Annotated in this window: 31 protein-coding genes; 5 read left to right on the plus strand and 26 right to left on the minus strand. The window is 29.3% G+C overall.

The annotated features are described in order from the left end of the window. Nucleotides 1-10 precede the first annotated feature (10 nt). The 3 genes from RSD37_RS03510 to RSD37_RS03520 all read right to left on the minus strand — a co-directional run bounded on the left by RSD37_RS03510 (nucleotide 11) and on the right by RSD37_RS03520 (nucleotide 1,504). The gene (locus tag RSD37_RS03510; RefSeq protein ID WP_346945309.1) at nucleotides 11-586 is read right to left on the minus strand and encodes a C39 family peptidase; all 576 of its coding nucleotides are present in this window, start codon (nucleotides 584-586) and stop codon (nucleotides 11-13) included. A 177-nt stretch (nucleotides 587-763) separates the two neighbouring features. After that, entirely contained in the window at nucleotides 764-913 is a 150-nt protein-coding gene (locus RSD37_RS03515) for a hypothetical protein (RefSeq protein ID WP_346945310.1), read from the minus strand. Nucleotides 914-1,312: 399 nt separating this feature from the next. After that, on the minus strand, nucleotides 1,313-1,504 hold the full coding sequence (locus RSD37_RS03520) for a hypothetical protein (RefSeq protein ID WP_346945311.1): 192 nt from the start codon (nucleotides 1,502-1,504) through the stop codon (nucleotides 1,313-1,315). A gap of 396 nt (nucleotides 1,505-1,900) precedes the next feature. Between RSD37_RS03520 and RSD37_RS03525 the strand changes: the two genes are divergently transcribed. Beyond that, nucleotides 1,901-3,211: a helix-turn-helix transcriptional regulator gene (locus RSD37_RS03525; RefSeq protein ID WP_346945312.1), complete on the plus strand. Its 1,311-nt coding sequence runs from the start codon at nucleotides 1,901-1,903 to the stop codon at nucleotides 3,209-3,211. Nucleotides 3,212-3,554: 343 nt separating this feature from the next. Here the strand turns inward: RSD37_RS03525 and RSD37_RS03530 are convergent, their stop codons facing one another. From RSD37_RS03530 to RSD37_RS03570, 9 genes are all read right to left on the minus strand, one after another. Beyond that, a complete protein-coding gene (locus tag RSD37_RS03530) occupies nucleotides 3,555-4,445 on the minus strand; it encodes a hypothetical protein (RefSeq protein WP_346945313.1) in 891 nt (296 codons plus the stop codon). A gap of 73 nt (nucleotides 4,446-4,518) precedes the next feature. Then, nucleotides 4,519-5,088: a hypothetical protein gene (locus RSD37_RS03535; RefSeq protein ID WP_346945314.1), complete on the minus strand. Its 570-nt coding sequence runs from the start codon at nucleotides 5,086-5,088 to the stop codon at nucleotides 4,519-4,521. Nucleotides 5,089-5,313: 225 nt separating this feature from the next. Then, the gene (locus tag RSD37_RS03540) at nucleotides 5,314-5,469 is read right to left on the minus strand and encodes a DUF4351 domain-containing protein (protein ID WP_346945315.1); all 156 of its coding nucleotides are present in this window, start codon (nucleotides 5,467-5,469) and stop codon (nucleotides 5,314-5,316) included. A gap of 45 nt (nucleotides 5,470-5,514) precedes the next feature. Continuing rightward, complete coding sequence (locus tag RSD37_RS03545) at nucleotides 5,515-5,946, minus strand: N-acetyltransferase (RefSeq protein WP_346945316.1); 432 nt, start codon at nucleotides 5,944-5,946, stop codon at nucleotides 5,515-5,517. 118 nt (nucleotides 5,947-6,064) lie between these two features. Next, on the minus strand, nucleotides 6,065-6,244 hold the full coding sequence (locus tag RSD37_RS03550; RefSeq protein WP_346945317.1) for a hypothetical protein: 180 nt from the start codon (nucleotides 6,242-6,244) through the stop codon (nucleotides 6,065-6,067). A 78-nt stretch (nucleotides 6,245-6,322) separates the two neighbouring features. Next, the gene (locus tag RSD37_RS03555; RefSeq protein WP_346945318.1) at nucleotides 6,323-7,174 is read right to left on the minus strand and encodes a hypothetical protein; all 852 of its coding nucleotides are present in this window, start codon (nucleotides 7,172-7,174) and stop codon (nucleotides 6,323-6,325) included. A 163-nt stretch (nucleotides 7,175-7,337) separates the two neighbouring features. Next, on the minus strand, nucleotides 7,338-7,907 hold the full coding sequence (locus RSD37_RS03560; protein WP_346945319.1) for a hypothetical protein: 570 nt from the start codon (nucleotides 7,905-7,907) through the stop codon (nucleotides 7,338-7,340). Between the two features lie 128 nt (nucleotides 7,908-8,035). After that, nucleotides 8,036-8,905 (minus strand): DUF4037 domain-containing protein, encoded by an 870-nt coding sequence (locus RSD37_RS03565; protein ID WP_346945320.1) that lies wholly within the window; start codon nucleotides 8,903-8,905, stop codon nucleotides 8,036-8,038. Nucleotides 8,906-9,223: 318 nt separating this feature from the next. Beyond that, entirely contained in the window at nucleotides 9,224-9,433 is a 210-nt protein-coding gene (locus RSD37_RS03570; protein WP_346945321.1) for a DUF6774 domain-containing protein, read from the minus strand. Between the two features lie 232 nt (nucleotides 9,434-9,665). On the opposite strand from RSD37_RS03570, the gene RSD37_RS03575 reads away from it, so the two are divergent. After that, on the plus strand, nucleotides 9,666-9,995 hold the full coding sequence (locus RSD37_RS03575; protein ID WP_346945322.1) for a hypothetical protein: 330 nt from the start codon (nucleotides 9,666-9,668) through the stop codon (nucleotides 9,993-9,995). Nucleotides 9,996-10,231: 236 nt separating this feature from the next. On the opposite strand, the gene RSD37_RS03580 is transcribed toward RSD37_RS03575, so the two are convergent. From RSD37_RS03580 to RSD37_RS03590, 3 genes are all read right to left on the minus strand, one after another. Beyond that, nucleotides 10,232-11,038, minus strand: coding sequence for a protein phosphatase 2C domain-containing protein (locus RSD37_RS03580; protein WP_346945323.1), 807 nt, complete (start codon nucleotides 11,036-11,038; stop codon nucleotides 10,232-10,234). A 325-nt stretch (nucleotides 11,039-11,363) separates the two neighbouring features. Then, nucleotides 11,364-11,558, minus strand: coding sequence for a DUF4177 domain-containing protein (locus RSD37_RS03585; protein ID WP_346945324.1), 195 nt, complete (start codon nucleotides 11,556-11,558; stop codon nucleotides 11,364-11,366). A 264-nt stretch (nucleotides 11,559-11,822) separates the two neighbouring features. Then, on the minus strand, nucleotides 11,823-11,984 hold the full coding sequence (locus RSD37_RS03590) for a DUF4351 domain-containing protein (protein ID WP_346945325.1): 162 nt from the start codon (nucleotides 11,982-11,984) through the stop codon (nucleotides 11,823-11,825). Between the two features lie 232 nt (nucleotides 11,985-12,216). Here RSD37_RS03590 and RSD37_RS03595 point away from each other — a divergent pair, with 232 nt between their 5' ends. Both RSD37_RS03595 and RSD37_RS03600 read left to right on the plus strand, forming a co-directional pair. Next, the gene (locus RSD37_RS03595; RefSeq protein WP_346945326.1) at nucleotides 12,217-12,375 is read left to right on the plus strand and encodes a matrixin family metalloprotease; all 159 of its coding nucleotides are present in this window, start codon (nucleotides 12,217-12,219) and stop codon (nucleotides 12,373-12,375) included. 23 nt (nucleotides 12,376-12,398) lie between these two features. Next, the gene (locus tag RSD37_RS03600; protein ID WP_346945327.1) at nucleotides 12,399-13,100 is read left to right on the plus strand and encodes a hypothetical protein; all 702 of its coding nucleotides are present in this window, start codon (nucleotides 12,399-12,401) and stop codon (nucleotides 13,098-13,100) included. Nucleotides 13,101-13,288: 188 nt separating this feature from the next. Here RSD37_RS03600 and RSD37_RS03605 read toward each other — a convergent pair whose 3' ends face one another. From RSD37_RS03605 to RSD37_RS03645, 9 genes are all read right to left on the minus strand, one after another. Next, a complete protein-coding gene (locus tag RSD37_RS03605; protein WP_346945328.1) occupies nucleotides 13,289-14,026 on the minus strand; it encodes an alpha/beta hydrolase in 738 nt (245 codons plus the stop codon). 142 nt (nucleotides 14,027-14,168) lie between these two features. Further along, on the minus strand, nucleotides 14,169-15,110 hold the full coding sequence (locus RSD37_RS03610) for a HAMP domain-containing sensor histidine kinase (RefSeq protein ID WP_346945329.1): 942 nt from the start codon (nucleotides 15,108-15,110) through the stop codon (nucleotides 14,169-14,171). A gap of 21 nt (nucleotides 15,111-15,131) precedes the next feature. Beyond that, nucleotides 15,132-15,911, minus strand: coding sequence for an ABC transporter permease (locus RSD37_RS03615; protein ID WP_346945330.1), 780 nt, complete (start codon nucleotides 15,909-15,911; stop codon nucleotides 15,132-15,134). Beyond that, entirely contained in the window at nucleotides 15,904-16,824 is a 921-nt protein-coding gene (locus tag RSD37_RS03620) for an ABC transporter ATP-binding protein (protein WP_346945331.1), read from the minus strand. Before RSD37_RS03620 ends, RSD37_RS03615 begins: the two co-directional genes overlap by 8 nt. A 121-nt stretch (nucleotides 16,825-16,945) precedes the next feature. Further along, nucleotides 16,946-17,650, minus strand: a complete 705-nt coding sequence (locus RSD37_RS03625; protein ID WP_346945367.1) for a response regulator transcription factor — start codon at nucleotides 17,648-17,650, stop codon at nucleotides 16,946-16,948. A gap of 329 nt (nucleotides 17,651-17,979) precedes the next feature. Then, nucleotides 17,980-18,813 carry a class I SAM-dependent methyltransferase gene (locus RSD37_RS03630; RefSeq protein ID WP_346945332.1) on the minus strand — a complete coding sequence of 278 codons (834 nt, stop codon included), beginning with the start codon at nucleotides 18,811-18,813 and terminating at the stop codon, nucleotides 17,980-17,982. 95 nt (nucleotides 18,814-18,908) lie between these two features. Next, nucleotides 18,909-19,076 (minus strand): hypothetical protein, encoded by a 168-nt coding sequence (locus tag RSD37_RS03635; protein WP_346945333.1) that lies wholly within the window; start codon nucleotides 19,074-19,076, stop codon nucleotides 18,909-18,911. Between the two features lie 232 nt (nucleotides 19,077-19,308). After that, entirely contained in the window at nucleotides 19,309-20,199 is an 891-nt protein-coding gene (locus tag RSD37_RS03640; RefSeq protein ID WP_346945334.1) for a serine hydrolase, read from the minus strand. A gap of 177 nt (nucleotides 20,200-20,376) precedes the next feature. Then, entirely contained in the window at nucleotides 20,377-21,528 is a 1,152-nt protein-coding gene (locus RSD37_RS03645) for an MFS transporter (RefSeq protein WP_346945335.1), read from the minus strand. A 334-nt stretch (nucleotides 21,529-21,862) separates the two neighbouring features. Between RSD37_RS03645 and RSD37_RS03650 the strand changes: the two genes are divergently transcribed. After that, a complete protein-coding gene (locus tag RSD37_RS03650) occupies nucleotides 21,863-23,029 on the plus strand; it encodes an iron-containing alcohol dehydrogenase (protein WP_346945336.1) in 1,167 nt (388 codons plus the stop codon). Nucleotides 23,030-23,151: 122 nt separating this feature from the next. Here the strand turns inward: RSD37_RS03650 and RSD37_RS03655 are convergent, their stop codons facing one another. Together RSD37_RS03655 and RSD37_RS03660 are read right to left on the minus strand one after the other, a co-directional pair. Continuing rightward, nucleotides 23,152-23,517 carry a helix-turn-helix domain-containing protein gene (locus tag RSD37_RS03655; protein ID WP_346945337.1) on the minus strand — a complete coding sequence of 122 codons (366 nt, stop codon included), beginning with the start codon at nucleotides 23,515-23,517 and terminating at the stop codon, nucleotides 23,152-23,154. A gap of 371 nt (nucleotides 23,518-23,888) precedes the next feature. Then, nucleotides 23,889-24,314, minus strand: coding sequence for a hypothetical protein (locus RSD37_RS03660; RefSeq protein WP_346945338.1), 426 nt, complete (start codon nucleotides 24,312-24,314; stop codon nucleotides 23,889-23,891). Between the last annotated feature and the right edge of the window lie 57 nt (nucleotides 24,315-24,371).

Genomic DNA, 24,371 nt, shown 5'->3' on the forward strand with positions numbered 1-24,371 from the left:
AATGATTGTATTACCAGATAAGTCCTCTTCCATCAATTATAGTGGCTAGTGTTTTATAATTCATGCTAGAATATGGAGGTACACTACTAGACCAGCTTATAGCGGAACAGCCCGCAACTGGGTCAACATACCAAATAGTGTCTCCATAATTAGCATATCCATCGATTGCAAACCAGTGGTAGATCTTTTCATTAGGATGTCCTACTAAATGAGGTCCACCAACAACTTCATATGCATTACCGGCTAATCCGTAGTTAAGATCTATATCGTACATAACATTTAATTTAAAAGTATTTGGATCTATTGATGTTCCATATTTAGCATAGAAGGTTTTACCTATATAGCTGTTAATTGTATCTGGCATTGGATATCCGGTTTTTCCACCACCATCATACCATCCAGTTCCATCAGTCGTTGTTCTAAGTGAACTGGCCATTGTAGATTGAGAATATGATGTTCCTGTACGGGCTTTGATTAATATTGCAGCTGTAGCAGGACCACAATAGTAACCATTAGCTTGTGATTGATGTACAACAGAGCTTAATCTTCCACTTGCACTACTATATGCTATAGCATCAGAAGTCATTGTAGTCGTCCCTTTTGATTGAGTTGAATCAGATAAAAGGTTTGGGTTATTGGAACTTAAACTTAATGTTTGTTTTATGTTTGAAGATTTTGAACTTAATATCTGTTTTTCTTTTTCAGAATATTCAGTAGCGGTAATATTACCTATTTTAAACTGATAATATTCGTCAGCAAGATTTTATTTCACTTCTATTAATTCTGAAAGTTCTTGAGTTACAGGATATGTCTTGTAAACTTTCTCACCAGTACTTGCTTCGGCTGTTATGGCCATTCCAATACATGATAAAGCTAATGATAATGTAAGTAGCATTGATATTTTTTTCTTCATATTATCCCCCTTTAAACTTCTTTAATTTGATCTACTATATATAATAATTAAAAATTATTACCTCAATTAATAAATATATTTTTAAAAGATACCAGTAAATTGAGATTAATGTTTCTTATTATCTATTACTATTATCATCACCTACTTTTCTATATCGCTTTTTTAAAATGTGATGTTGTTTTATTTACACATCGATTGCACTTCCGCAAATTTTGTATGTAAATATATTTTTTTACTTTTTATTTTTTACCATCTAGTGTAATTGATATTTATTATGAGCCCATCCACGCACCAATAATTAAACCAGTGTTGGATTCAGCGTTTTAGTGCCTCTTTAACCATATATAATTAATTTGATACTATATTTAAGTGATTTTATATTTTAAAACAAAATCTTTTTTATTTAGGTTCTGTTATGCCTGGATCGGTTGTATTTGGTGTACTATCTAAATCGCAACCCATTGATAATAATTTCATATTATTATTGCTATTAAAACTATTTTCACCTTGGAAAACTTTATTCATTGAATATAAACCTACTGTTAGACATAAAGCTACTGCCATTGACAAAGATATTATTTTTTTTCTCATTTTAAACCTCTCCTTTTTTTTGCATAAACACTAAATATTAAAATGTAAACTCATAATATTTTTGTAATATTTTTCTTTTACATTTTCAATATACCATAATGTGTATTTTTTGTAAAGCTTTTGTTTTACTTGTTTTATTTTAAATGGTATGATAATTTTTTTAATATAGTATTAATATACAAAAATGTATTTTGATTTTGTTTATCTGATGTCTAGCCGCTGTAACACCCCCATCTTTTTTTAAATGTGGGATAACAGCGGGCACGACCCTAGATAAGTTCTTCTAACATCCAGCTGTAGTTTTGTATTCCTCTTAAGCAGGCTCCATCTGAATATAAGAATCACTTGATACATAAAGTTTTTTTAGCATTAAATACTAACAAGGAGATTAATAATATGGAAATTTTATCACCAGGTCAAAAAATTCGAAGAATTAGAAAAGAGTTGAAAATTAACCAAAAGGAAATTGCAGGAGGCGACATAACCCGTGAGCTTATAAGTATAATTGAAAATGATAGATCGAACCTTACCCCCACGGTAGCACGTATAATTGCATATAACATAAATGGAATATGCAAAGAAAGAGGCATAGATTTTACTTTAAATGCAGAATACTTACTAGAGGACATAAACTCTCAAACTAACAAAATTGCTAGCCAGTATATAAATTTTTTATCCATCAATGAAGATAATATTTCAAAAGATTTCACTAAAGATATTCAGGAAATAGAAATATTTTTAATCAAATTTGATGTTCCTGAAAAGAAAATGATTATATATGAAAAAATAGGAGATATACTTAGAAAACAAAAGGATTATAATAGGAGTTATGTTTACTATATAAAGGCTTTTGAAAACCATAATAGATTATTTAACGATATTAGACTATTTAAACTTCTTCAAAAGATAGGAAATGTATGCTTGCGTCTATGCAAATATAAGGAAGCTATGGATTTTAATAATTTAGCCCTAGTATACAATGACACCATACCAGTAGACTTAAAATATAAGGCATTGCATAATAACATCTTAGCTCATATGTATCTTAAAGAATATGATAAGGCCTTAATTGAACTTGAACACATTGAAACCGCCTTTAAAAATTTAACTAAAAAAGATGTTTTCGAACTTAATGTGTTAAAGGTAAATTGCCTTAGATATAAAAAATTTTATAATGATGCCTTTAAATTAAATGAACATATGTTAAGCACTTTAGATTATAATGACACTGAAAACATCATATTAATTACGGGAAATATCCTTGATATTTATACCGTGTTAAAGGATACGAAGAATGTGAGAATTTATATAGATAAACTGATTTATCTAATGAATAATTATAGTGAGGTAGAGGAAAGTTCTCATAGTGCAAATGCTTATAATCAAATAGGCTTATCTAGTAATTTAATCAGTAATCTAGACCTTTCCACTCAATTCTATGAAAAATCTATAAAGGTTGCTAAATATCATAAAAATATAGTTATACTAGTTAAATCTCTAACTGAGCTTTTAGATATACTTATAAAAGAAGAAAACTTATCTAAAATAAATAGTTTCAAAAATGAACTTCTGGAACTTATCTCATTAAATATTGTCGATGCTAGTATAACACCAGTATTTAAACTTTTAGATTTCTATAATGATATTAATGATAAAGAAAGCGTAAGTGATTTATTAAAGTTTATATTAGACTCCAGAAAAGATTAACTATTCCTTTTAAGTAACCCTTAAATATTTTAGGGTTACTTCTATTTTATATACAATATTTTTTTAAAATTATAAGTGCACATAGTAATTGATTCATAACTGAAACAAGTGCTTTCAATGGTTGTATTTACTATATTTTATCCATGATATTTTAATTTGACTTATGTATTTTTCGATAAAAAGTCAACTTATTATATCTTTACTTTGCAATAAAAAATGGGACTAAAAATAGTCCCAAAGTAATAATTTATGCTCTATAAATTTTATTGTTGTGGCAGCTGTTACACCGTCTACTGCCCCCATTAATTCTGATAATTTTTCACTTTCTATTCAATAAAGAGTGTTACCAAACAGGATATAATATTCCTGACGAGCTCCCTAATCCTGAACTGTACTTTCCATCATAATTAAAAGTAGCAATTTGTTCACAATAAAAAATATCGCCGTTAGTTTTTATTTCTATCCAGACATTGTATGAACCTTCTTTTTTGCTATAATCACTTAAATCTGCATTAAAGGAAATAGCATTTAATTCTTTATTGAACATTGGGTTGACTTCTGTGGATTGCATCTCCATACGACCTATCTCAGTATCAGTAGAAATATCTTTAATTACAATTGTAGCAGTAGGTGTTTCGCTTAGTAGAGAATGTGACCTTTCATCTTGAGCATAGATTGTAAGTGCAAGCATTGCTTTATCCTTCTCAGAAGAACTGTTTTGATTTTCCCAACTACTCTCAAAACCTAAGGAAAATAATTCATGTAGATTTGTTTCTGATAAAACTTCTTGCCTCACGCCTGTTGGTGATTCAAATGAAATAATAGGAATAATCTTTTGAGGCATTGTAATCACAAAACTTGCTGTATAGTCTGAACCATTAGTAGAAATGGCCTCTTTCTTTTCATCTCCTAAAGACAGAAATATTATTTCATCAATACGCTTTTCTTTTGGCACAACTTTAACTGTATATACAATCTGCTGGTTTTTGTATTCGGCTTCTGTTTCATAAGATGACAAAAGACTTTCACCTTTTTCAATTTTACTTACCAAATCATTTCTCAAATTATTTATATCCTGACCAGTATTAATAATTTCATTGCTAAATCGAGAATGCATGGTGCCAATCTCATTTTCTAGATTTTTTATCTGTTCTTTCATTGATAGTGTTGTCCAAGTATTCACCATCATAAATGCACATATTATAATTACCACTACTTTTTTGTTTTTATCCATTTTGCTATCCCCCTTTATTAGATAAATAATCCTACTACACATTTTGAAGATTAAACATTATCTTTATTTTTGATTAAAATTTATATTTAAAATATATCCTAACGAAATTAGCCATAGGATTTTTTTCATTTTCGTGTCCTATATAATCTAAATCCTGATCATAAAAATACAAATATGCTATACTTTTTTTCTCTTCAGATATTCCAATCATTCCAAAGGATTTAGGAAAATCCGTATTAGAAGTGCCATTTTCATCTATAATTCTAAAAGTATAACTCTCTACTGAAAACTCATATTCAGGAATGTAATATTTACTTTCATCCAAATTACACTTAATTTTTTTATCTAAAAAAGTATATTGTTCATCTAATTTCTCTTTTTCACTCTCAAATGTATTATCATCATAGCTCACAACAAGGGCAACGGAGTCAGCTGCAAAAATTAACATGGATTTATGTTTATATCTGTATTCGATATTCTCATATTCAGGCAAATCATCTAGCTCTGGCATAATATCTTTAGACATTGAATCAATCTGTGTACCACTATTAAGATAATTATCAATATTTGAACTTGAATTACTGCAACCGGTAATACAAAGAACAAAAGCAATTACCATAAGAATTAAATATCTTCTTCTCATTTAAAATCACCTCTCTAAAAACAAATTATCCTTACTTCTTACTAGGAAAACTAAGAATTATTCTTTTTTCTATCACCCCTTCAAATATAAATAATAATCACTTCCCATATGAGAAAATTGCTCATAATTTAATACCATCGTTCACTAGATCGTATATTAATTATACTCTACCTTAATTCTTTTTCTATTTCACATTTGATATCTGCCATGATAATCTTCACCTGTCTAAAGATATTTCTTTAAATCTTCAACGGACTCCATATCAAAGATTTCTGTACCTATAACCTCAAGAACCTCACTAGATAATTCTTTTATTTTTTCTCTATACTCATCTGACAAAACTTTAAACTTCTTAATTAGTTGTTTAATCTTATTGTCCAAAAATATTTGGCGCTGCTTTAAAGTAATATGAGAATGAGAACTAACCTAAAACTCCTTATATAAATATTTTATATTTGGGATAACAGTCCATCCTATGGAGTTCCAAAATTCTTCTGAACCAGGATTATTGACGTTAACAAATAAAAATCCTGTAGTAATACCAACTCTCCTTAATTCTTGTAAAGAACGTTGCTCCATCCTTTTCCCAATACCTTTATTTCTATATTCATCATAAACTGCTGTATGATAAATAGATCCTCTTCTACCATCATGTCCACACATTAAAGCACCAACTATTTTCCCGTCCTTTGTACATGCTACTGAACTAAATTCAGGATTTCTATTTAGGTACTTTATTAGAATTTCTTTGGTATCAAAATTTGTTGAAAACCCTGCATTGAAAGATATTATCCATAATTTAAGGGCTTCATCTAAATCACATTCTTTCATTTCACGAATTACTATTTCATCGTTCACTTCAATCACCTCGTGTTTTTTTATATGCTTACAGATGTTTATTACTCTTTAAATTACAAAGTTGCATGTATAGTATTTATTAGATTTACACAATATAAAAGAAGAATGTGTATTAACTTTATATAGTCTCTTCTTCAATAACAACCATAACAGAATATTCAGTTGAAAACATAAAACTACCACCGGTGGAGCTATATTGAATATCATTAATTTTAACTTTATTACTCTTGATAAAATCATTTACCTCGGTCATTAAACAAACATTATTGGTATTTTTAAATATCCTTATTTGTTTCAAAGGTACCATCCCTTTCTATATTTTGTATTATTTCTAACATTTAATTAGGGAAAATCCCCCTTGTATTTGCATAGCTTATTATTTACCCGTATAGGTTTGAATAATTCTATTATTCTTTAAATCTTCCCATATTAATTCTTTTACTTTATCCCAATTATTTTCATCAACAGTATATTGTAAACACTTTATAATTCTACGGGATAATATTTCTTCTTCAATTTTTGATCTTTCTAAGAAATATTTAATTAAGCCATTAAATCCCTCTAATTTATGAGTGATTCCATAAGGTGTCTTAGTGAACAACTCAGTAACACGAGGTGTCCATCCTTCTCCTTTTGCATAACTTGCAAATTTAATTGTTTCATCAGCACTATCTCGTTTTAAATAAATACAGGAAAGGCTAAACTTTTTCAACATTTCTGCGAGTGAAGAACAATATTCTATTATAGTTTCACTATCTGCATTTCTTGAAAGAAGTTCATTTATAGGGTTCTGAAGCCACACACTATCAAATATTATGCTATGATAATTTTGCTCTAATTGAGTAAAACGATTATTAAAAAATTCTAAACTACATGGAATATAATGTGAAAGTTTCATATGTGGATTAAATTCATCTCCAATATCCCATTCCGATAATATACTCAATAATTTATGTTCATTTGGAAAACAGTTTCTTACCTCTTCAATATTTACATATATATACATACCATGTTGCTCAATAAAATCGGATATAATTGGAAAATTGCAATAAATTGCCTTATAAACATCTAATGGAATACCTGCTACATTGCATAAATCATTAGGATAATTTAAGTCGCTTTCTAAAATACATTTTGCACCAGTTTTTTCATGTAGCCACTTAGAAATAGTTGATTTTCCAGTGCCAGGTAATCCTTCAATAAAGTATACTGTTCTTTTCGTACACATATTAATCTCCTTACTTACTGTTACTTTTTAACTTTACTGTGCTATAACTTAAAACACATAAATCAATAAGCATTATGCCACCTATCACTCTTATTGCAATATCAGAGAATGGTGATATAATTATATGTTTTGTCTATTAGCGTCTTCAAAATAAAATTTATAGCTAAAATTTATATTTAAAATATTGCTTAACAAAATCAGCCATAGGATTTTTTTCATTTTCTACTCCTATATAATCTAAATCTCCATCACAAAAATACAAATATGCTATACTTTTTTTCTCTTCAGATATTCCAATCATTCCAAAAAATTTAGGAAATTCCGTGTTAGAAGTACCATTTTCATCTATAACTCTAAAATTATAACTCTCTACTGAAAACTCATATTCAGGAATGTAATATTTACTTTCATCAAAACTAGACTTGATTTTTTTATCTAAAAAAGTATATTGTTCATCTAATTTCTCTTTTTCACTATCAAATGTATTATCATCATAGCTCACAACAAGGGCAACGGAGTCAGATGAAAAAATTAACATGGACTTATGTTTATATTTGTATTTGATATCCTCATATTCAGGCAAATCCTCCAGCTTTGGCATAATGTCTTTTGCCTTTGAATCAATCCACGTCCCACTATTAAGATAATTATCAATATTTGAACTTGAATTACTACAACCAGTAATACAAAAAATAAAAGTAATTGCCATAACAATTAAATATTTTTTTCTCATTTTAAATTACCTCTCTAAAAATAAATAAATCAACACAGTTATCAATCATATATTTTCCCATTTCTAATACAACTAAATTTTCCATGTTATCCCTACTTTCTTAATAAATTTATAATTGCTGTACAATACTATACTATTGTAGTTGTATCAATATTTTTTAATATATCTGCAACTGTCTCACCTAGTTCAAGATCTTTTGGTATAAGTAATAATGTATCCTTTATTAACTCAAAACAATTCTTCAAATTCTCTTTAGTATCTTTTATACATATAATTGAATCTATTCGCTCTTCTAGATTTTGTGGTTTTATCTCCAGATTACTGATTATATGTTTTGTCCATTTCCAATCTGGTTCCCACTGTCTATTTATTGCATATAATATTCTTAAAATCTTTTGAATATCTGGTATCATTCTTTGAAGGAATGGCATTTTATCCTCTCTCTTAGCTAGCATTTTTCTAACTTCTATTGCCAAACCCATAGTCCAAGGTTCAATTGTGTTTGCTATAATATCTTTCTGAAGTTCTTCTGGATAAAGATTTAATTGTCCTTGTAAATCACTTAATATACCATTATCTCTGATAAAAATTACATCTTTTAATACTGAAACAAGAATAAGTTTATCATGGGTAATTACTTTACCTTCTATAATTGAATTTATGTTATTTTTCATGCTACTAATAGTCTGCCATCCTGCTTCAATCCAATAATCTTTATACTTGAATATTATCCAAACTGAGCCATCCCCTATTGGTACACCATAGGGATGTATATCTGTTCCTCCAATATGTTTAATCCAATTAACCATATTTTCTTCTGATATTAAATTATCTACTAAAAATTCTATTTCAATATCAGAATCTTCATCTGCAAGATTTCTTGAAACAGAACCAACAATAATAATTTCCCTTCCATATTCTATTGAACATTTACTCGCAATTTCTCTTGCTAACTTAATTCTAGCTTCACACTCTTTATTAAATATATCTTTTGACATGATAAGTCCCCCTACCTCATAGTTTTTTTTATTAAAACAGTATAATTATTATATACACAAGCCCACTTATATACCATTAAATGTATAATCAAATTCTTAATTTTAACGCTTCACACTACCTTACAACTACAATTTAAATCCGTTTGTTATATCCATATTGTAGCATATTTTCAAATACCATACTATTCCATTTAAACTGTCCCCTGTCAAGTAAACAGTGGTCAGTTCCTTGCTAAATAATACGGTATCTACGAAATTAGTTAGTTTTATAGTTATTACGTCTTATAATGATGTTATTCATTATTGCAACTACAGAATTCACTCCTCTTTAGAATCTGATTTACTTGAATTATACTTTTCAGCTAAATTGCTCCTCTGAGTTTGAATTAAACCTAAGGTATCACCTATAATATTCAAAAGGGCTGATAGTATTTCCAATTGGTCTTCAGTATATTGTTTTGCCAATCCTATAGATATAGCTAATGCTAAGGCAGAAAGGTCTTCTGGAGATAAATCAAAAATATCCATAAATGTTTTCCTCAAATAATAGATTATAATATATTTATATATAATGTTTAGTTTAAAAATGCTATGTGTATTAAATATTAAATTAATGTTTCAGTATTAAAGAAAGATTATGTTGTATTGTCTGCTCTACTTTATCCTTGAATTATTCACCATATATAACCTATTTCTTAAACCACAAATCTGTATATTATTATTAATATTACACAAAATAAGTTTGAAAGGTGGTTATACTATGAAAAAAATTGCTACTATGTTATTAATTTTAATGACATTAGTATTTAGTACATTTATTACAACTCCCGCATTTGCTGCCAACACATTTAAAGAGGGCGTTTATAAAGCAGCTGATTTTAATTTTTCAGCAAATGAAACTTATATCGTCCAAAACATCTCACCAACTGATAGTGTTTACCTTACTCTTTATGATGAAAATCAACTTATAATACAATCTATTCGTCTAGAACCTAATTCAGCTAAATATAATTTGATTCCCCTTAAACCTGAATATAGAATTGTAATAGTTGGTAACGGTGAAATATTTATTGATAAAGGGACACAATAGAGTGTCCTTTTATTATTTAACTTCCTCCTATCATTTTGTTGAGGTCAACAAAATGGTCTACTACGTAATTTCAAATTGCACAACAAAAATACCGCATATTCGCTTTGAATAACACGGTATGCTGAGAAATCATTTAATTTTACAATTGTTGAATGTTAAAAGAACATTGCGAAATAAAGCCTATGCTAATTTTTGATATGAGATTTGTCTTTAAAATATAATAACTATGAGGGGGATTAACCAGTAGGTTTTGGTGCCTCATGATTATTAAAATAAGACCAACCAATTATCGTAGCACTATCTCTACCTTTTTGTTTATGCACCTCATTAAAAACTCTTGATATATTTTGGGATATACTACTATCAAATGTTAGTATTTCACATAATTGTTTGCCATTTTCAAATGTTCTATTTCCACATTCTAATACTCCGTCAGTAACTAAATATATGTAGTTCTGACCTTCTCTTAATAATCTCGTTCCTGTTGTATAGCAAGGAATATCTAAGTCAAAAGTATTTACTTTGCCAACCCACTCATAGAATTGTCTTTGGTTAAGTGCGAATTGATTTAATTCTATAAGTTCTGGATGAAATAAATATACAAGATTATCTCCTATAGACATCCACCAGAGATATTGTTCTTTTTGAGCAACTATTAGGCATGCAGTCTCGCCTTTTATATATTTACACTTTTCTTTAAATTCTTTACTGTTAAATATATTAAAAAAGAACTTATGCAATTGTGTAAAAACATTCTGAATTGGCATATCTAAAATTTGCTCTAAATGATATTGTTCTTTTTTTATTGTTTCAAGAACTAAGTTAGCACTTTCGCTTGTTGCATGTGCATCAAGTAGCAAGGCAAATCGCCAAGCACTGTCACTGCTACAAAGTATCAATGCAGCATCCTCATTTTTATATGCACCACTATCAGAATTACCTCCATAGTACCCAAGAGTTATTTCTCCACATATTCTAATTGTATGTTTATTAAGAGACATATCTTCATTTCCAAGCCAATAAAGCCTATTGTTATCAGTCACAAGTCCACCCCCTAAAATAGAATACATAACTTATTTAGTACGTCTTTTTCTACAATTATTCATTTAATTGTTAAGTGGAATCCACACTCTATCGAGTGCTTTTCACAGCTCGCACATATCCATATTATAACATATTTTCAAATGCCACACTATTCAACTTTCAAAGATCCTCTTTTATTATCTGCTTTGCTTTACCTATAAATTGCACAATAAAAATACTGCATATTCACTTTGAATAATACGGCATTTGAGAAATCATTTAATTTTATAATTCTTGAATGTTATAAGAATAATGTGACACAGGGACTACCAATGAAAACTCCTACTAATTTCTTCTCTTAAAAACTGCTATTGCCTCTCTGCCATAACCCTGTGCTGCATTTGTAGAAAAGCAAGATACTAATTCCCAACCTTGTTGTCCGAGTTTATTGAGTTCGTAGTCAAAATCTTCTATTTCCAATATACCTCCCTGAAATCCCTGAAGTTGAATTTTAATAGTTGTATACTCCCATTTTTCCAAAATAAAATTCCTCCTATAATACTATTAGTTTCTATATAATAATAAATAACTTATATATTATTATACGTAATTATCTACCATTACATTTTAAACCTCCATTTTAATATCCATATTATAACATATTTAAAAATATCATACTATTCTACTTTCAAAGATTCTCTTTTATTATCTGTTTTGCTTTACCTATAAATTGTGTACCGTATACTCTACCTTAATTCTTTTTCTATTTCACATTTGATATCTGCCATGATAATTTTCACCCGTCTAAAGATATTTCTTTAAATCTTCAACGGACTCCATATCAAAGATTTCTGTACCTATAACCTCAAGAGTCTCACTAGATAGTTCTTTTATTTTTTCTCTATACTCATCTGGCAAAACTTTAAATTTCTTAATTAGTTGTTTTATAAGTAAACATGTCCACATTATAGGGTACATTTTATTCAGGTAGAAGCTTGGATGCCTTCTTCTTCTATGTTTATAATATGGATAGTATTATGCAAGACTAGTAAGTAAAAATATAGCAAGTTAGGGTAAAGCTAGTGGTAAATATCGTAAAGGTAAGCTTTAATATTAAAAGTGTACAATCTATAATTGGGTATGAAAAGTAAAAAAAAGGGGATTAATAATCACAATAAGCATAATTACCAGCTTACTTATGAGTACTAAGGTATTTGCAGCAGCACATGAGATTGGACATTGCTTCGGATTAGATGATAATGAGATTCCAGGAAGTGTTATGTATAGACATCTTGCAGGAATTTTAGATGGGGGACCTAGTGTGGAAGATTGTAAAGCTATAAATAGAATATATTAATAAAGTAAATGGAGAAAATTAAAATGAAAAAAACAATAAAATATTCTAGTATAACAATAGTATTAATAATTACTATATTTTATTTTAATACTTATAGTAAGATTAAGGATTCAGAGTCTAATTTAGATACAAATAATCTAGCAGTTTTAAATAATACAATAGGATTATTTAATGACGATATTAAATATGACATTATAGACTCGCATTTAGGTTTGACTAAGAAATACGATAGTATAAACGAATTAAAAAAAGATCCAACTATAATTGTAGAAGGGATTGTTAAAAATACAAGTTCACGAATGATTGAAGATATACCTTATACAGTTTCAAACGTAGAAATAGTAGAAATTTTTAAAAATGATGGTACATTAGAAAAAGAAAAAAATATATGTGTTATAGAAACAGGAGGAATTTTCTCACCAGAAGTTTTATTAGATGAATATAAGAAGAAGTTTCCAAATGAAGCCATTTCATTAAAGGATATGAAACCAACCAAACTCATAACAGATGGGATTGCACCTATGGATATAAATGAGCATGTAATAATATTTGCTTTACAAACACCACCATTAGATGGTAATCCATGTTACGCACCAGTAGGTGAATATCAAGGCAAATATAAGCTAGAAAATTCTAATTGGAAGCAACAAATACCAAAAGAGTTTGAAGGTGGATATAAAGATAAGATGAAATCTAAAGATGAGATTGTCGATATGTTAAAATAAATTTCAGATGTAGGGATTGTACTAGGCAATCTATATTAATATCATCTGAGCTGTGTAGAGCCAACATTTCCGACAAAACCCATGGTTGATAACATATTACTATATATCATATTTTTATATTTAAACTTATTGAAACTTATTTTCAACTAATCTCTCATAGTGTATTGAAATATCATATACTGCTGAATCTATTTACTCATTCCATTAACTATCTCTTTTATTGCATCAATTACAACCTGGGGCTTATCCTTCTGTATATAATGACCACAATCCTCAACGATGATGTGTTTACTATAATCTGATAATGTTACTAGGTCATTTTGATAGTTTAACCAGATTTCTTCCGAAATGGCAGCAGATTCTTCACCTTTATGGTCCGCCGTTAGGATAATTATTGGAATATTCCTTAATGCATCCTTTTTTCTTATTTCCTTTACTTGCTTAGCACTAATTAGTAGTTCATCAAAAGTTTGCTCTTCACCAATCAACTGGCTTTTCACCACTTCTATTTCATTTACAGAAGAACGTTTCAACCTATCTTCAAATTGATTTTCATGTGAACAATCAACAAATATAATGCCAGATACCTCTTCAGGGTATGTACCTGCGAATAATCTTGCATTATATCCTCCAATTGAATGCGCAACTATAATATAAGGGGCTTTAACCTTTGCTTTATTTAAAGCAGTATGCAACTCATGAACCTGGTCTAAGCTGGTTCTTGGCAAATCACCTTTATCACTATTTCCGAGACCTGCTCTATCATAAGAAAAGGTTCTTGTATCTTTTGAAATTTGATTTTGCACTACCTTCCAGTCAAAATGAGTACAACCTAGCCCTGATTCAAATACGACAGTTGGATTCCCTTTTCCATAACAATTCACATATAGCCTCGACAATTTCATTTTTTTTATTCTTATAAACATATAATCCCCCTTAGATATATTTATACATGTAATGGGTTAGTATTAATTTAGGTGTACTATTATTAATACTAGGTATGCCTCTTACCAGAATATATAAAATTAAAACATATATACAATTCATTAAATTTCCACATTGCTATACTTAACATACTGGATAAATCACAGTAAATCTTATCCAATTTTCTTTTATTTCAGCCTTAATTTCTTCACCGCTTTCTTTTATTTCAGCTTGGATTTCTCCGCCCATTTCTTCTATTAGAAGCTTTGTAACAGTAAGACCAAGGCCTGAACTTGAATTATTTCTTGAAGTGTTCTTCATATAAAATCTATTAAATAGACACTGAAATTCTTCTTCACTTACTCCTTCAGTATTATTGGAAAATGTAATAACTACTTTATCCTCTACTTTTTCTAAAGATACTTTAAAAATAGATTTACTATATTTAATTGCATTTTGTAGTAAATTAGTAAAAATTCTATCTAAATCATTTTTATCTGCTTCTACATATAATTCTTCATTTAACAATTCTATTTCTACATCTATGCCTTTACTTTCAAAGTCATTATAAAATAAAAGTATATTTTCTTTTAACTCTTTGTTTATATCTACCTTTTCTATGTTCATCTTATATCCATTAGCTTCTAACCTAGATACATCATAAAATGTCTGAACCAACTTATGCAGTCCCTTGGCTCTTCTTTCTATAATTGATAAATATTCTTTTTTATCTTTCTCACTCAAATCTTCATCATCCATAAGCTCTAAATACCCTAAAATAGAAGTTAAAGGAGTTCTTAAATCGTGAGATATATTTTCAATTTCTTGCCTTATCTCATTTTCTCTTCTCATATATCTAATTTTATCAAGCTGGGCTTTTTCTAAATATCCATTGACTTCAACTAATAATTTCTCAAAGTTTTTGTCTGCTGATAAATATGTAAGCCTTCTATTTAACTCAATATTTTCACCAATTTCCCTAAACTCCTTTGTTGATACTTTGATGTTCTTAGAAAGCAAGAAAAAGCGTGTAGAAAAATACACGCAAAATATTATTAAAATTAAAATTGTAATTATATATATCATTTTCTACACACTTCCTTCAATTTATTTGATTTCTTTTTTCTTAAATAACTCTAATCCTATCATATAAAATACTGCCGAACCTACTATCCCTACAATAATGCATTTTAATAGTCCACCTGGAGTGCTCCATCCTAAAACCAATTCATTAGTAACTTCACTAAAAGTAACATCACTTACCATAACCCAAGGAGTATAACTTGCTATGGTCTTGCATATTTCACTTCTACGACCCGCCATTGATAATAATTGGGGTATTACTGCAACTATCATTACCCAAAACCCAATTACATTCATCTCGGTATCCACAATAAAGTAAAAACAATGAGCTACAGTTAAGCTGACTAAAAATAAGGGAGCACAGGACATTAGTGAACTAATTAAGATATTTAGATACTCCACTCCACTATTTTCTAAAAGTGCATAGGCACTAATAATAAAAGCAAAACTAATGCAAACAATTGATATTACAGATAATATTATACTCATTAAAAACTTACTAAAATAAATGCTGCTCCTTGAAATACCAAAAGAAACTGAATTCTTTAAAGTACTATTCTTGTATTCTTGACCAAAGGCAAGACTAGCTATAGCAATACAAAGCATCAAAGGAAATGCTAAACTTGCATACAGACTGCTAAAAGCAAACTTTGTGTTTCCATATGGAAAAGCCGCATCCATCTTTAAAAACATGCCCAAAATCACATTTAATAAAACAACAAATGCCATGGCTCCACCTATAAATCTATAATTTCCTTTTGAACGTAAATTACGATAAATTTCACTTCTAATATAATTAAGCATTTTTAACTCCTCCAATCAAAGACATATAATAGCTTTCAAGATCTATAGCTTTCTCATGTAGTCCTTTAATTCCTATTCCATTAACTACAGCTAACTCACTTATATCCTCTACTATTAAATTCTTGTCAAACAATTGGATTACTTCATCTGGCATAACCTTATAATTTTTATATCCTAACTTTTCTTCTAAAAGGGCAGATAATTTTTTAGCATTTGTAACTCTAATTTCTAAATAACTTTTGCATCTTTCATTTAATTCCTCTGCTGTTAATTCTTCTATTAACTTTCCTTTACTTAAAAAACCATAGCAAGTTACAACATTAGCTAACTCAGATAATATATGACTTGATATAATAATTGTTATCTTCTTTTCTCTATTTAGTTTTAATAATAAATTTCTAATTTCTATAATACCACTTGGATCTAAACCATTAATTGGTTCATCTAAAAGCAATACCTCTGGCTCTCCCATTAATGCAAGGGCAAGTCCTAATCTTTGCTTCATGCCTAGTGATATATTGGAAAATTTCTTTTTCCTTGCCTCTAATAATCCCACTTCTTTTAAAACTTTATTAATGGATTCCTTGCCTGGTATCCCTCTTTGAAGTCTATAGTATTCCATATTTTCTTCAATTGACATCTTAGGATAAAAGCTTGGACTTTCAATAATGGTTCCCATCCTTCTTCTAGCATTGCTTAAATCTTTTTCACTAGATTTAGATAGTAATTCAATACTTCCACCGGTAGGTATACTTTGTCCCGTTAAAATTCTAAGAAATGTAGTTTTACCTGCTCCATTATCCCCTACTAATCCATAAATTTCACCTTGTTTAACAGTAATACTTATATTAGATAATACAGTATTCCCATCGTATTCTTTGACTAAATTATTAGTCTTTATTACTTCTCTCATATTTTCCCCTTCCAAACCCTCTATAAATTATTTTTAATATTTCCTGTCTACACTATTAATGATATAGAAATACCTTAAATAAATCTTCAAGAAAGTTTAAAGAAAGTCTAAAGATTTTTTCTTAATTTTTACACATTTTAAATCCAATTCCCCATACTGTTTTTATATATTCTTCATTTGGCTCTACTTCTTTAATTTTTCTTCTAATATTGCTTATATGAACATTTACACTATTATCTTCACCGTAATATCCGTTTTTCCACACCTTTTCATATAATATTTCTCTTGAATAAACCTTGTCTGGATTCTGTATTAATATATTTAATATCTCAAACTCATGTCCTGTTAAAGCTAAGCTTACTCCCCCAAGCTTTACTTCTCTAGAAACCTCTTCTAAAACTAAATCTTTAAATTTATATTGTCGTTTCTCTTCAACCTCACATTCAACTATAGTATTTCTGCATCTTCTTAGATGGGAATTTACTCTAGCTATAACTTCCTCACCCTGAAAAGGCTTTGTTATATAATCATCAGCACCAATATTCAAAACATTAACCTTATCCTGTAAAGAACTTTTTGCTGAAATAACTATCACAGGTATATCTTTCCTAGCCCTAATGTTTTTTATAAGTTCTTCTCCAGTAATTCCTGGTAACATTAAATCTAGTAAAATCATATTGAAATCATTTATTTCTAATCTTAAAGAAGCTTCACTTCCTGAAAAAGCTTGAGTCACTTCATAGCCACTCTTTTCTAAAGTCTTCTTAATTAAATTATTAATATCCACATCATCTTCAACTACTAAAATATGTTCTCTTTCCATAATAACCCCCCATATTAATAAATTTTACATCTTTAAGCAAAATTAATCCAATACTTTCTTTAAATCCCATATAATTTTCAGTGCGTCAGCACATAACTTCCCCCTCCCAATTGATTAACATTCTATTCACTCTTACTAATTACTACTATGGTAAATATCTTAAAGGTAATCAACTCTTTTTCAACGCAAAAATAGACGAAGCATCCTTTATTATGGGAATAGGTAAGACTTTGAATTTATCTCCATCTTTTCCCCTCCTCCAAACGCATAACGTAGACTTTTTTAGTTGTAATTCAATCTACCCTTTCATTATATTATTCGTGCTTAATGCCTTATTTCTGTCCAAAACTAAATATGACTTCTGAATCAAAACGTATTCCATGAACATCTTTATATTCTTTAAGTTCAATAAATGCTGCCTTTTTAAATTTGTCTATGTCACCAGTACTTTCTATGCGTTCGAATAATCCACGTGATGCATTTGTCCATTGCTCCTGCCACCACTCTTCTTCATCCTTATAATAAAAAGTTTTCTTTTCTACAATTATATCAATATTTTTTAATCCTATATTCTTTAATATTTTTTCCACTCCATCAACTGATCCAAAATCAGGACTTCCACTAATGTTGTTTAAACTCCTGTTCTGATTTTGAGGAAAAAGTTTAGTATAAGCTTTTTCTAACACTCCTTTCTTCTCTTTCTTTTTCCATGTACTTAATCCAATCATACCCTCATATTTTAATACTCTATACATCTCCTCCAGAGCAATTAATGAATTGGAGAAAAACGATGTTGATAATGCACATAGAACATAATCAAAACTATTTTCAAGAAAATCTAGCTTTTCAGCATCCATTTGCAGAACTTTAGCATTACACAATCCCTGTGCACAAATTAATGATCCTGCCTCTTTCACCATTTCTTTTGAAAAATCAATCCCTATCACTTGCCCTTTTTCTCCAACACCATGGGCAGCTGGAAATAATGAAGCTCCTTTACCACATGCTACATCTAGTAAAGTTTCTCCTTCATTGACTCTTAAGTGCTCAACCAACCTTCCCCCAAAATAAGTAAAGTATTTTGGGCCTATACTATCAAAATTTGTCGCTACTCTGTTAAATATCCCTTCTAACATCTCATTCCTTTTAAACATTTCCAAACTCATAAAAACACTCCTTTCAAAATAAAAAAAGCCTACCATAAAAAAATGGCGGCTTTCTCTTATAAATAAAACAAAGATATACCAAGTAGGTATATCTCCTAGGGACACTTAATGCCTCTATATATATTATACCACATTTTACCACTGCAATCAATATAATTAATTACGGATATAGCAATATGAAGTTCATTCCTAACAGATTTAATCCATTGATTAAATTCCTTAACCTTTGCTCTAAATTTCTTTTTACGTGTTTTTCTCTTCACTCTAAAATATCCCTTTTTGCTCTTTGCGCAATAATGTGTGAACCCAAGAAAGTCAAAGGTTTCTGCATTTTAAGAACTTAATCATCCACTCATGATTTACATTATTAAAAAATCCCTTAATATCAGCATCAACCACATAACTTATTCTTCCACCTTCTATTACTTTGTTTAGTGTTTTTATGGCACTATGAGATTATCCGACTCCCCATTAGCCTTTTAATATTCTTCCTTTTTAGAGATGAGGAACTATGTCTTTCCAAATCGCCCGAAGTACATCCTTCCCATACTCCTCATGATGTCCAGTAACAGTTACTACCGCATTGTAATCTTTTAGAATCACACAATACTGGCCATACATTCCATCAGCTCTATATGTATTAGGTAACGTACATTTCCAAACCTGATAACCATACCCTTGTTGAGATTCAGAATCCAATTTAAATGATGTATCTATCCAATTAGTATGCATTTTATCAACGTATTCTGAAGAAAGAATCTGTTGATTACCATATCTTCCTTCATTGAGAAGTAAAATACCCAGCCGTGAAAATTCCTCTGTGGTTAGAAATAAACCACCAGAGCAGGCAGTGTAACCCATTTGACAGTTGTGCCACTGTGGGTTAATAATACCCAGTTCATCAAACAAACGTGGCTTCAAATATTCTAATAAATTTACACCACTAAGCTTTTCTATTATACGACCTAACATATAGCTACATAAGTCCTCATAGTAAAACCTTGTTCCGGGTTTTGCTTTAACTTCTGTTGAAAAGAATAATTCTGCACGATCCATTTCATTGTATTTTTTATAATCCTCCTCCACATGGCCTGAAGCCATCATCAGAAGATGTTTGATTTTGATGTGCTCAGTACCATTGCTTGCAACATCTCTGAATTCTGAAAAAAAACTAAATACAAAATCATCGGTGGATAAAAGTCCTTCAAATTCCGCAATACCAATAGCTACGGCAACGAAAGTCTTCGATGCAGAATACAAATTTTCTCTATCATCACTTCTAAACCTATGTTCAGCAATCATCCTACCATTTTGATGAACGTGAATGCCATAAACACCAAGGTTATTCTCTAAAACTGTTAATCTAAAATCTGTTAATATCCCCATTACACACCTCCAGCATATTTATTCTATCATCTCTCTTGTTATTCCAATACCCTATTTTAGTCCATAACCATATTTTATCATGTATATAATTTAATTCAAATTTCTTCAATAGAAAAACCGTACTTATTTATGATACGCTTCTCCTTACCACAACTTCTTTCACTATTTAAGGACACCTTATTTATTCTTTATCATAACTAAGGTTAATATAGCTACAATAAACATGATAGTTCCATTTAAATAAAATGGTGCTGCTTGTGATACAGTTTCATAAAGAATCCCTCCAATTAAAGGTCCAACCACCCCAGCACAGTTTCCAACCATAGTATATACTCCATACATTTCTCCTCTTGAAGATTCATTTGTTACCTCTGTATATATTCCTTGTTCAGATAAGTTATATAAACTTCCACCTAAAGAAGAAACACACCATAATATTGCCAGCATAACAACTGAATTAGTTCCTGGAGTAATTATAGTTACAACTGCACATATAATAATTCCCATTATCATAGATTTTTTCTTTCCATTCTTATCAGAAAACCTACCTATTCTTTGAGATAATATGCTTTCAATTATAAGTGAAGGTATATATGCATATGCTACTAAAGTAATGTCATTTTGAAACTTATCAAGTAGATATATCATAAATATTGGACCTAGTATTGATGACCCTAGAGATGTTATAAAGTTTATTATCAGGATCTTTATTGTGTCTTTTGAAAGTTTTTTCTTTTTCTCTCCTATAGTGATTGAACCATTTTTAGTTTCTACAACTTCTTTTATAACAATGAATGCTGAACAAATTGCAGCTAATGAGAATATGGCAAATAAAATCTTCCATGACTTCATAAATTCAGTTGTTGAAAATACTATAAAAGATATAATAATTCCATACAAAATTCCAGTTGATTGTGCTGAACCTATTTTCCCAAACCCTTCTGAAAAATTCTCCTCTTTTGTTGTATCAGAAATAATTGCATATGTTGAAATTGTCATTAAAGCCGATGCAAATCCTTGAAATATTCTAGCTATATATATTTCTATAGCTGAATTTGCCATTGAAAATACTCCAAATGCAATTGCATAAACTATCATAGATGTAATTAAAATAGGTCTTCGCCCAAGTTTGTCAACTACTTTACCAATGATGGGTTTCATAATTAGTAGTACAAATGACAATACAGAGAATAATCCTGTTATCTCTATAGCATTCATACTAAGTTTTTTACTATATATAGATAATAAAAAGGACATCACTCCTGCTGATAATGAGATTAGCATTATTGGTCTTCTTAAGTTAATGGTATTGCTACCTTGATTATTCATTACTTTCTCCCCCCAAATCTAATACTATAGTTACTCCTTCATTAATTGTAATTGTATTTTATTGTATTTACAACCAATTATATATATTTAAGTGTATTAGATAAGAAAAGTAGAAAGATTGTATATGATTTCTTGAACTCTAAAATGTGCATATAAAAAGTTAATCATGTCAGTATTGAAATCACCACATTTCCTACCTTTTTGAAACTGCCTTACCGAAAAGTGGCTTCTTTTTTTTTGAAATTATTAGGTTTATACTAATACTTGTGTTAAGGACACAAAGAAAAACAAACTCTAAATAATAAATTTACTAACAATCAAGGGGGAAATATAAATGCAAAGATTTACTATACCAAGAGACATTTATTTTGGAGAAAATGCTCTAGAGCATTTAAAATCAGTGAAAGGAACTAAGGCTATGTTAGTTATTGGTTCCCAAAGATTAATAAAGGATGGAACAGTTCCCAAAATACAAGGATTATTAAAAGAAGCTAATATTGAAACTTTAATATTTTCAGGAATCGAAAACGACCCTTCAGTTGCAACAGTTATGAAAGGGGTTGAAGCTATGAAAGAATTCAATCCTGATTTAATAGTTGGTATCGGTGGTGGATCACCAATAGATGCTGCTAAAGCAATGTGGATATTTTATGAGTATCCAGAATTCACTTTTGAAGAGGCTGCTAAGCCATTTAATCTACCAGAGTTAAGACAAAAAGCTAGATTTATAGCTATACCAACTACAAGTGGTACTGGTTCAGAAGTTACTTCATTTTCAATAATAACTGATAATAAAACAGGAATTAAATACCCAATAGCTGACTATAACATAACACCAGATATTGCTATAGTTGATACTAATTTAGTTCAAAGTATGACTCCAACATTAGTGGCTAATACTGGAATGGACGCTTTAACTCATTCTTTTGAAGCTTATGTTTCAAAAGCTAGAAATCCAATAACTGATGCAGTAGCTATGAAATCAATAGAAATGACTGTTGATAATTTAGTTAAATCATTCAAAGGAGAAGAGAAATCTAGAAAAGAAATGCATATCGCACAAAGTATGGCTGGAATGGCATTCGCAAATGCAATACTAGGAATAGTTCACTCCATGGCTCATAAAACAGGAAAAATATTCAATATTCCTCATGGATGTGCAAATGCAATATATCTAACATCCGCTATACAGTTTAATGCTAAAGTAGCTGGAGCTGCCTATGCTGATATATCTAAGAGATTAGGGTTAAAAGGAGAAACAACAGATGAATTAGTTCAATCATTAATTCAACTAGTTAAAGATTTTAGAGTTGCAATGAATATGCCTACTACTTTAAAAGAATTTGGAGTATCAGAAGAAGACTTTAAGTCTAACTTAGATAAAATTTCTGTGGGTGCAGTAAGTGATGCTTGTACAGGTACAAACCCAAGGGAAATATCTGTACAAGAAATGAAGAAGTTATTTGAAGCTTCTTATTATGGAACAGAAGTAACCTTTTAACTTTAATTATTTATGAGAGTATGCAAATGAATATGTTAAAATAAAATTAAGCTTTTATATGTATTTAAAGGAAGTCAAATTTGACTTCCTTTTTCATTTACATTATGAAATTTAAATATCTTTTAAGACTTATTATTGGATGGCAGATAATTATCTACAAAATCTTTTCCCCAATTGTCCATTGCCTCCAAAATAGGAATTAAATCTTCGCCCCTTTGCGTAAGTGAATATTCAACCATAGGGGGCACTTGATGATAAATAGTTCTATTAACTAGCCCATTTTGCTCCAAATCTTTCAATTGTTGACTTAACATTTTCTGAGTTATTCCTTTAATTAATCTTTTAAATTCATTATATCTTATAACTTTATGTATGTTAAGATTCCAAATAATAAGAGCTTTCCATTTGCCACTTAAAATTTCTAAAGTAACTTCTATTTCACATCTATAATTATTACAACTAACTTTATTTAATCTATCTTTTGGCATAACATCACTTCCTTGTATAAGATAATTTAATTTTATAGTTTATTGTACCCTATTCTAATCTCTAAAGTATATAAAAATATAGTTCAATTATATACAAACACACAAGCGAAAACAACATATTAACTATAACTTATATTTACATTACCTTCATCATGAAGATATTTTATCATTTCGTTAACTAAAGTCATTTAGTCTCCATTCTTTATTGGAGAACCACTAATATTTAAAGCTTCATTTTACATTAAAAACATTACCAATAATTATATTACTTATTTTACTTTTATTGTATAACTCTTTTTTCTTATGTAAATAATAATTAACGTAAATAAAACCAGGATTTCCCTGGTTTTACTTTATATTTTAATTTTAAATTAGCAATCAGACCTTGTAATACAATGTATATATTCCCTTTGTAGTTTTTCTAATTGACATTCAAGTTTTCTTGATTCACATAATTTTTCATAAGCTTTTTCTGCAAAACATAAACTTTCTTTTTGTAATTTTGCTATTATACAAATAAGTCTTTCTATTTCTTTAGCTATTTTCTCACATCTACATGAATCTACATTTAAACCACATTGACAGCCGTAGCATTCAAGCCAATCTTGAATTTGTTCTAGTATCTCTTCCCCTTTTTCATTATAGCATATACCCTTTTCTAAATTTTCAATAGCACAGTGTAATTGTCTTAAAGCTTCATCAAACTTTTCATCTGACATGGCTTCCATTTTCTTATATTCACAGAAAAGATTTTTAATATAATTATAGTCACAGCCACATCCACAGCCAGAACTCATAAACAACACTCCTTTAATTATAGTCATAGATAAATACATACCTATAATATACTATGC

The organism is Clostridium sp. (genome assembly GCF_036646415.1).
Taxonomy (GTDB): domain Bacteria; phylum Bacillota; class Clostridia; order Clostridiales; family Clostridiaceae; genus Clostridium_J.

Excerpts from the sequence above, each read along its gene's own strand:
- RSD37_RS03510 (WP_346945309.1), bottom strand. The coding sequence starts at position 586 with ATGACTTCTGATGCTATAGCATATAGTAGTGCAAGTGGAAGATTAAGC.
- RSD37_RS03515 (WP_346945310.1), bottom strand. The coding sequence starts at position 913 with ATGAAGAAAAAAATATCAATGCTACTTACATTATCATTAGCTTTATCA.
- RSD37_RS03520 (WP_346945311.1), bottom strand. The coding sequence starts at position 1,504 with ATGAGAAAAAAAATAATATCTTTGTCAATGGCAGTAGCTTTATGTCTA.
- RSD37_RS03525 (WP_346945312.1), top strand. The coding sequence starts at position 1,901 with ATGGAAATTTTATCACCAGGTCAAAAAATTCGAAGAATTAGAAAAGAG.
- RSD37_RS03530 (WP_346945313.1), bottom strand. The coding sequence starts at position 4,445 with ATGGATAAAAACAAAAAAGTAGTGGTAATTATAATATGTGCATTTATG.
- RSD37_RS03535 (WP_346945314.1), bottom strand. The coding sequence starts at position 5,088 with ATGAGAAGAAGATATTTAATTCTTATGGTAATTGCTTTTGTTCTTTGT.
- RSD37_RS03555 (WP_346945318.1), bottom strand. The coding sequence starts at position 7,174 with ATGTGTACGAAAAGAACAGTATACTTTATTGAAGGATTACCTGGCACT.
- RSD37_RS03560 (WP_346945319.1), bottom strand. The coding sequence starts at position 7,907 with ATGAGAAAAAAATATTTAATTGTTATGGCAATTACTTTTATTTTTTGT.
- RSD37_RS03565 (WP_346945320.1), bottom strand. The coding sequence starts at position 8,905 with ATGTCAAAAGATATATTTAATAAAGAGTGTGAAGCTAGAATTAAGTTA.
- RSD37_RS03570 (WP_346945321.1), bottom strand. The coding sequence starts at position 9,433 with ATGGATATTTTTGATTTATCTCCAGAAGACCTTTCTGCCTTAGCATTA.
- RSD37_RS03575 (WP_346945322.1), top strand. The coding sequence starts at position 9,666 with ATGAAAAAAATTGCTACTATGTTATTAATTTTAATGACATTAGTATTT.
- RSD37_RS03590 (WP_346945325.1), bottom strand. The coding sequence starts at position 11,984 with ATGTGGACATGTTTACTTATAAAACAACTAATTAAGAAATTTAAAGTT.
- RSD37_RS03595 (WP_346945326.1), top strand. The coding sequence starts at position 12,217 with ATGAGTACTAAGGTATTTGCAGCAGCACATGAGATTGGACATTGCTTC.
- RSD37_RS03600 (WP_346945327.1), top strand. The coding sequence starts at position 12,399 with ATGAAAAAAACAATAAAATATTCTAGTATAACAATAGTATTAATAATT.
- RSD37_RS03605 (WP_346945328.1), bottom strand. The coding sequence starts at position 14,026 with ATGTTTATAAGAATAAAAAAAATGAAATTGTCGAGGCTATATGTGAAT.
- RSD37_RS03610 (WP_346945329.1), bottom strand. The coding sequence starts at position 15,110 with ATGATATATATAATTACAATTTTAATTTTAATAATATTTTGCGTGTAT.
- RSD37_RS03615 (WP_346945330.1), bottom strand. The coding sequence starts at position 15,911 with ATGCTTAATTATATTAGAAGTGAAATTTATCGTAATTTACGTTCAAAA.
- RSD37_RS03620 (WP_346945331.1), bottom strand. The coding sequence starts at position 16,824 with ATGAGAGAAGTAATAAAGACTAATAATTTAGTCAAAGAATACGATGGG.
- RSD37_RS03630 (WP_346945332.1), bottom strand. The coding sequence starts at position 18,813 with ATGAGTTTGGAAATGTTTAAAAGGAATGAGATGTTAGAAGGGATATTT.
- RSD37_RS03640 (WP_346945334.1), bottom strand. The coding sequence starts at position 20,199 with ATGGGGATATTAACAGATTTTAGATTAACAGTTTTAGAGAATAACCTT.
- RSD37_RS03645 (WP_346945335.1), bottom strand. The coding sequence starts at position 21,528 with ATGAATAATCAAGGTAGCAATACCATTAACTTAAGAAGACCAATAATG.
- RSD37_RS03650 (WP_346945336.1), top strand. The coding sequence starts at position 21,863 with ATGCAAAGATTTACTATACCAAGAGACATTTATTTTGGAGAAAATGCT.
- RSD37_RS03655 (WP_346945337.1), bottom strand. The coding sequence starts at position 23,517 with ATGCCAAAAGATAGATTAAATAAAGTTAGTTGTAATAATTATAGATGT.
- RSD37_RS03660 (WP_346945338.1), bottom strand. The coding sequence starts at position 24,314 with ATGAGTTCTGGCTGTGGATGTGGCTGTGACTATAATTATATTAAAAAT.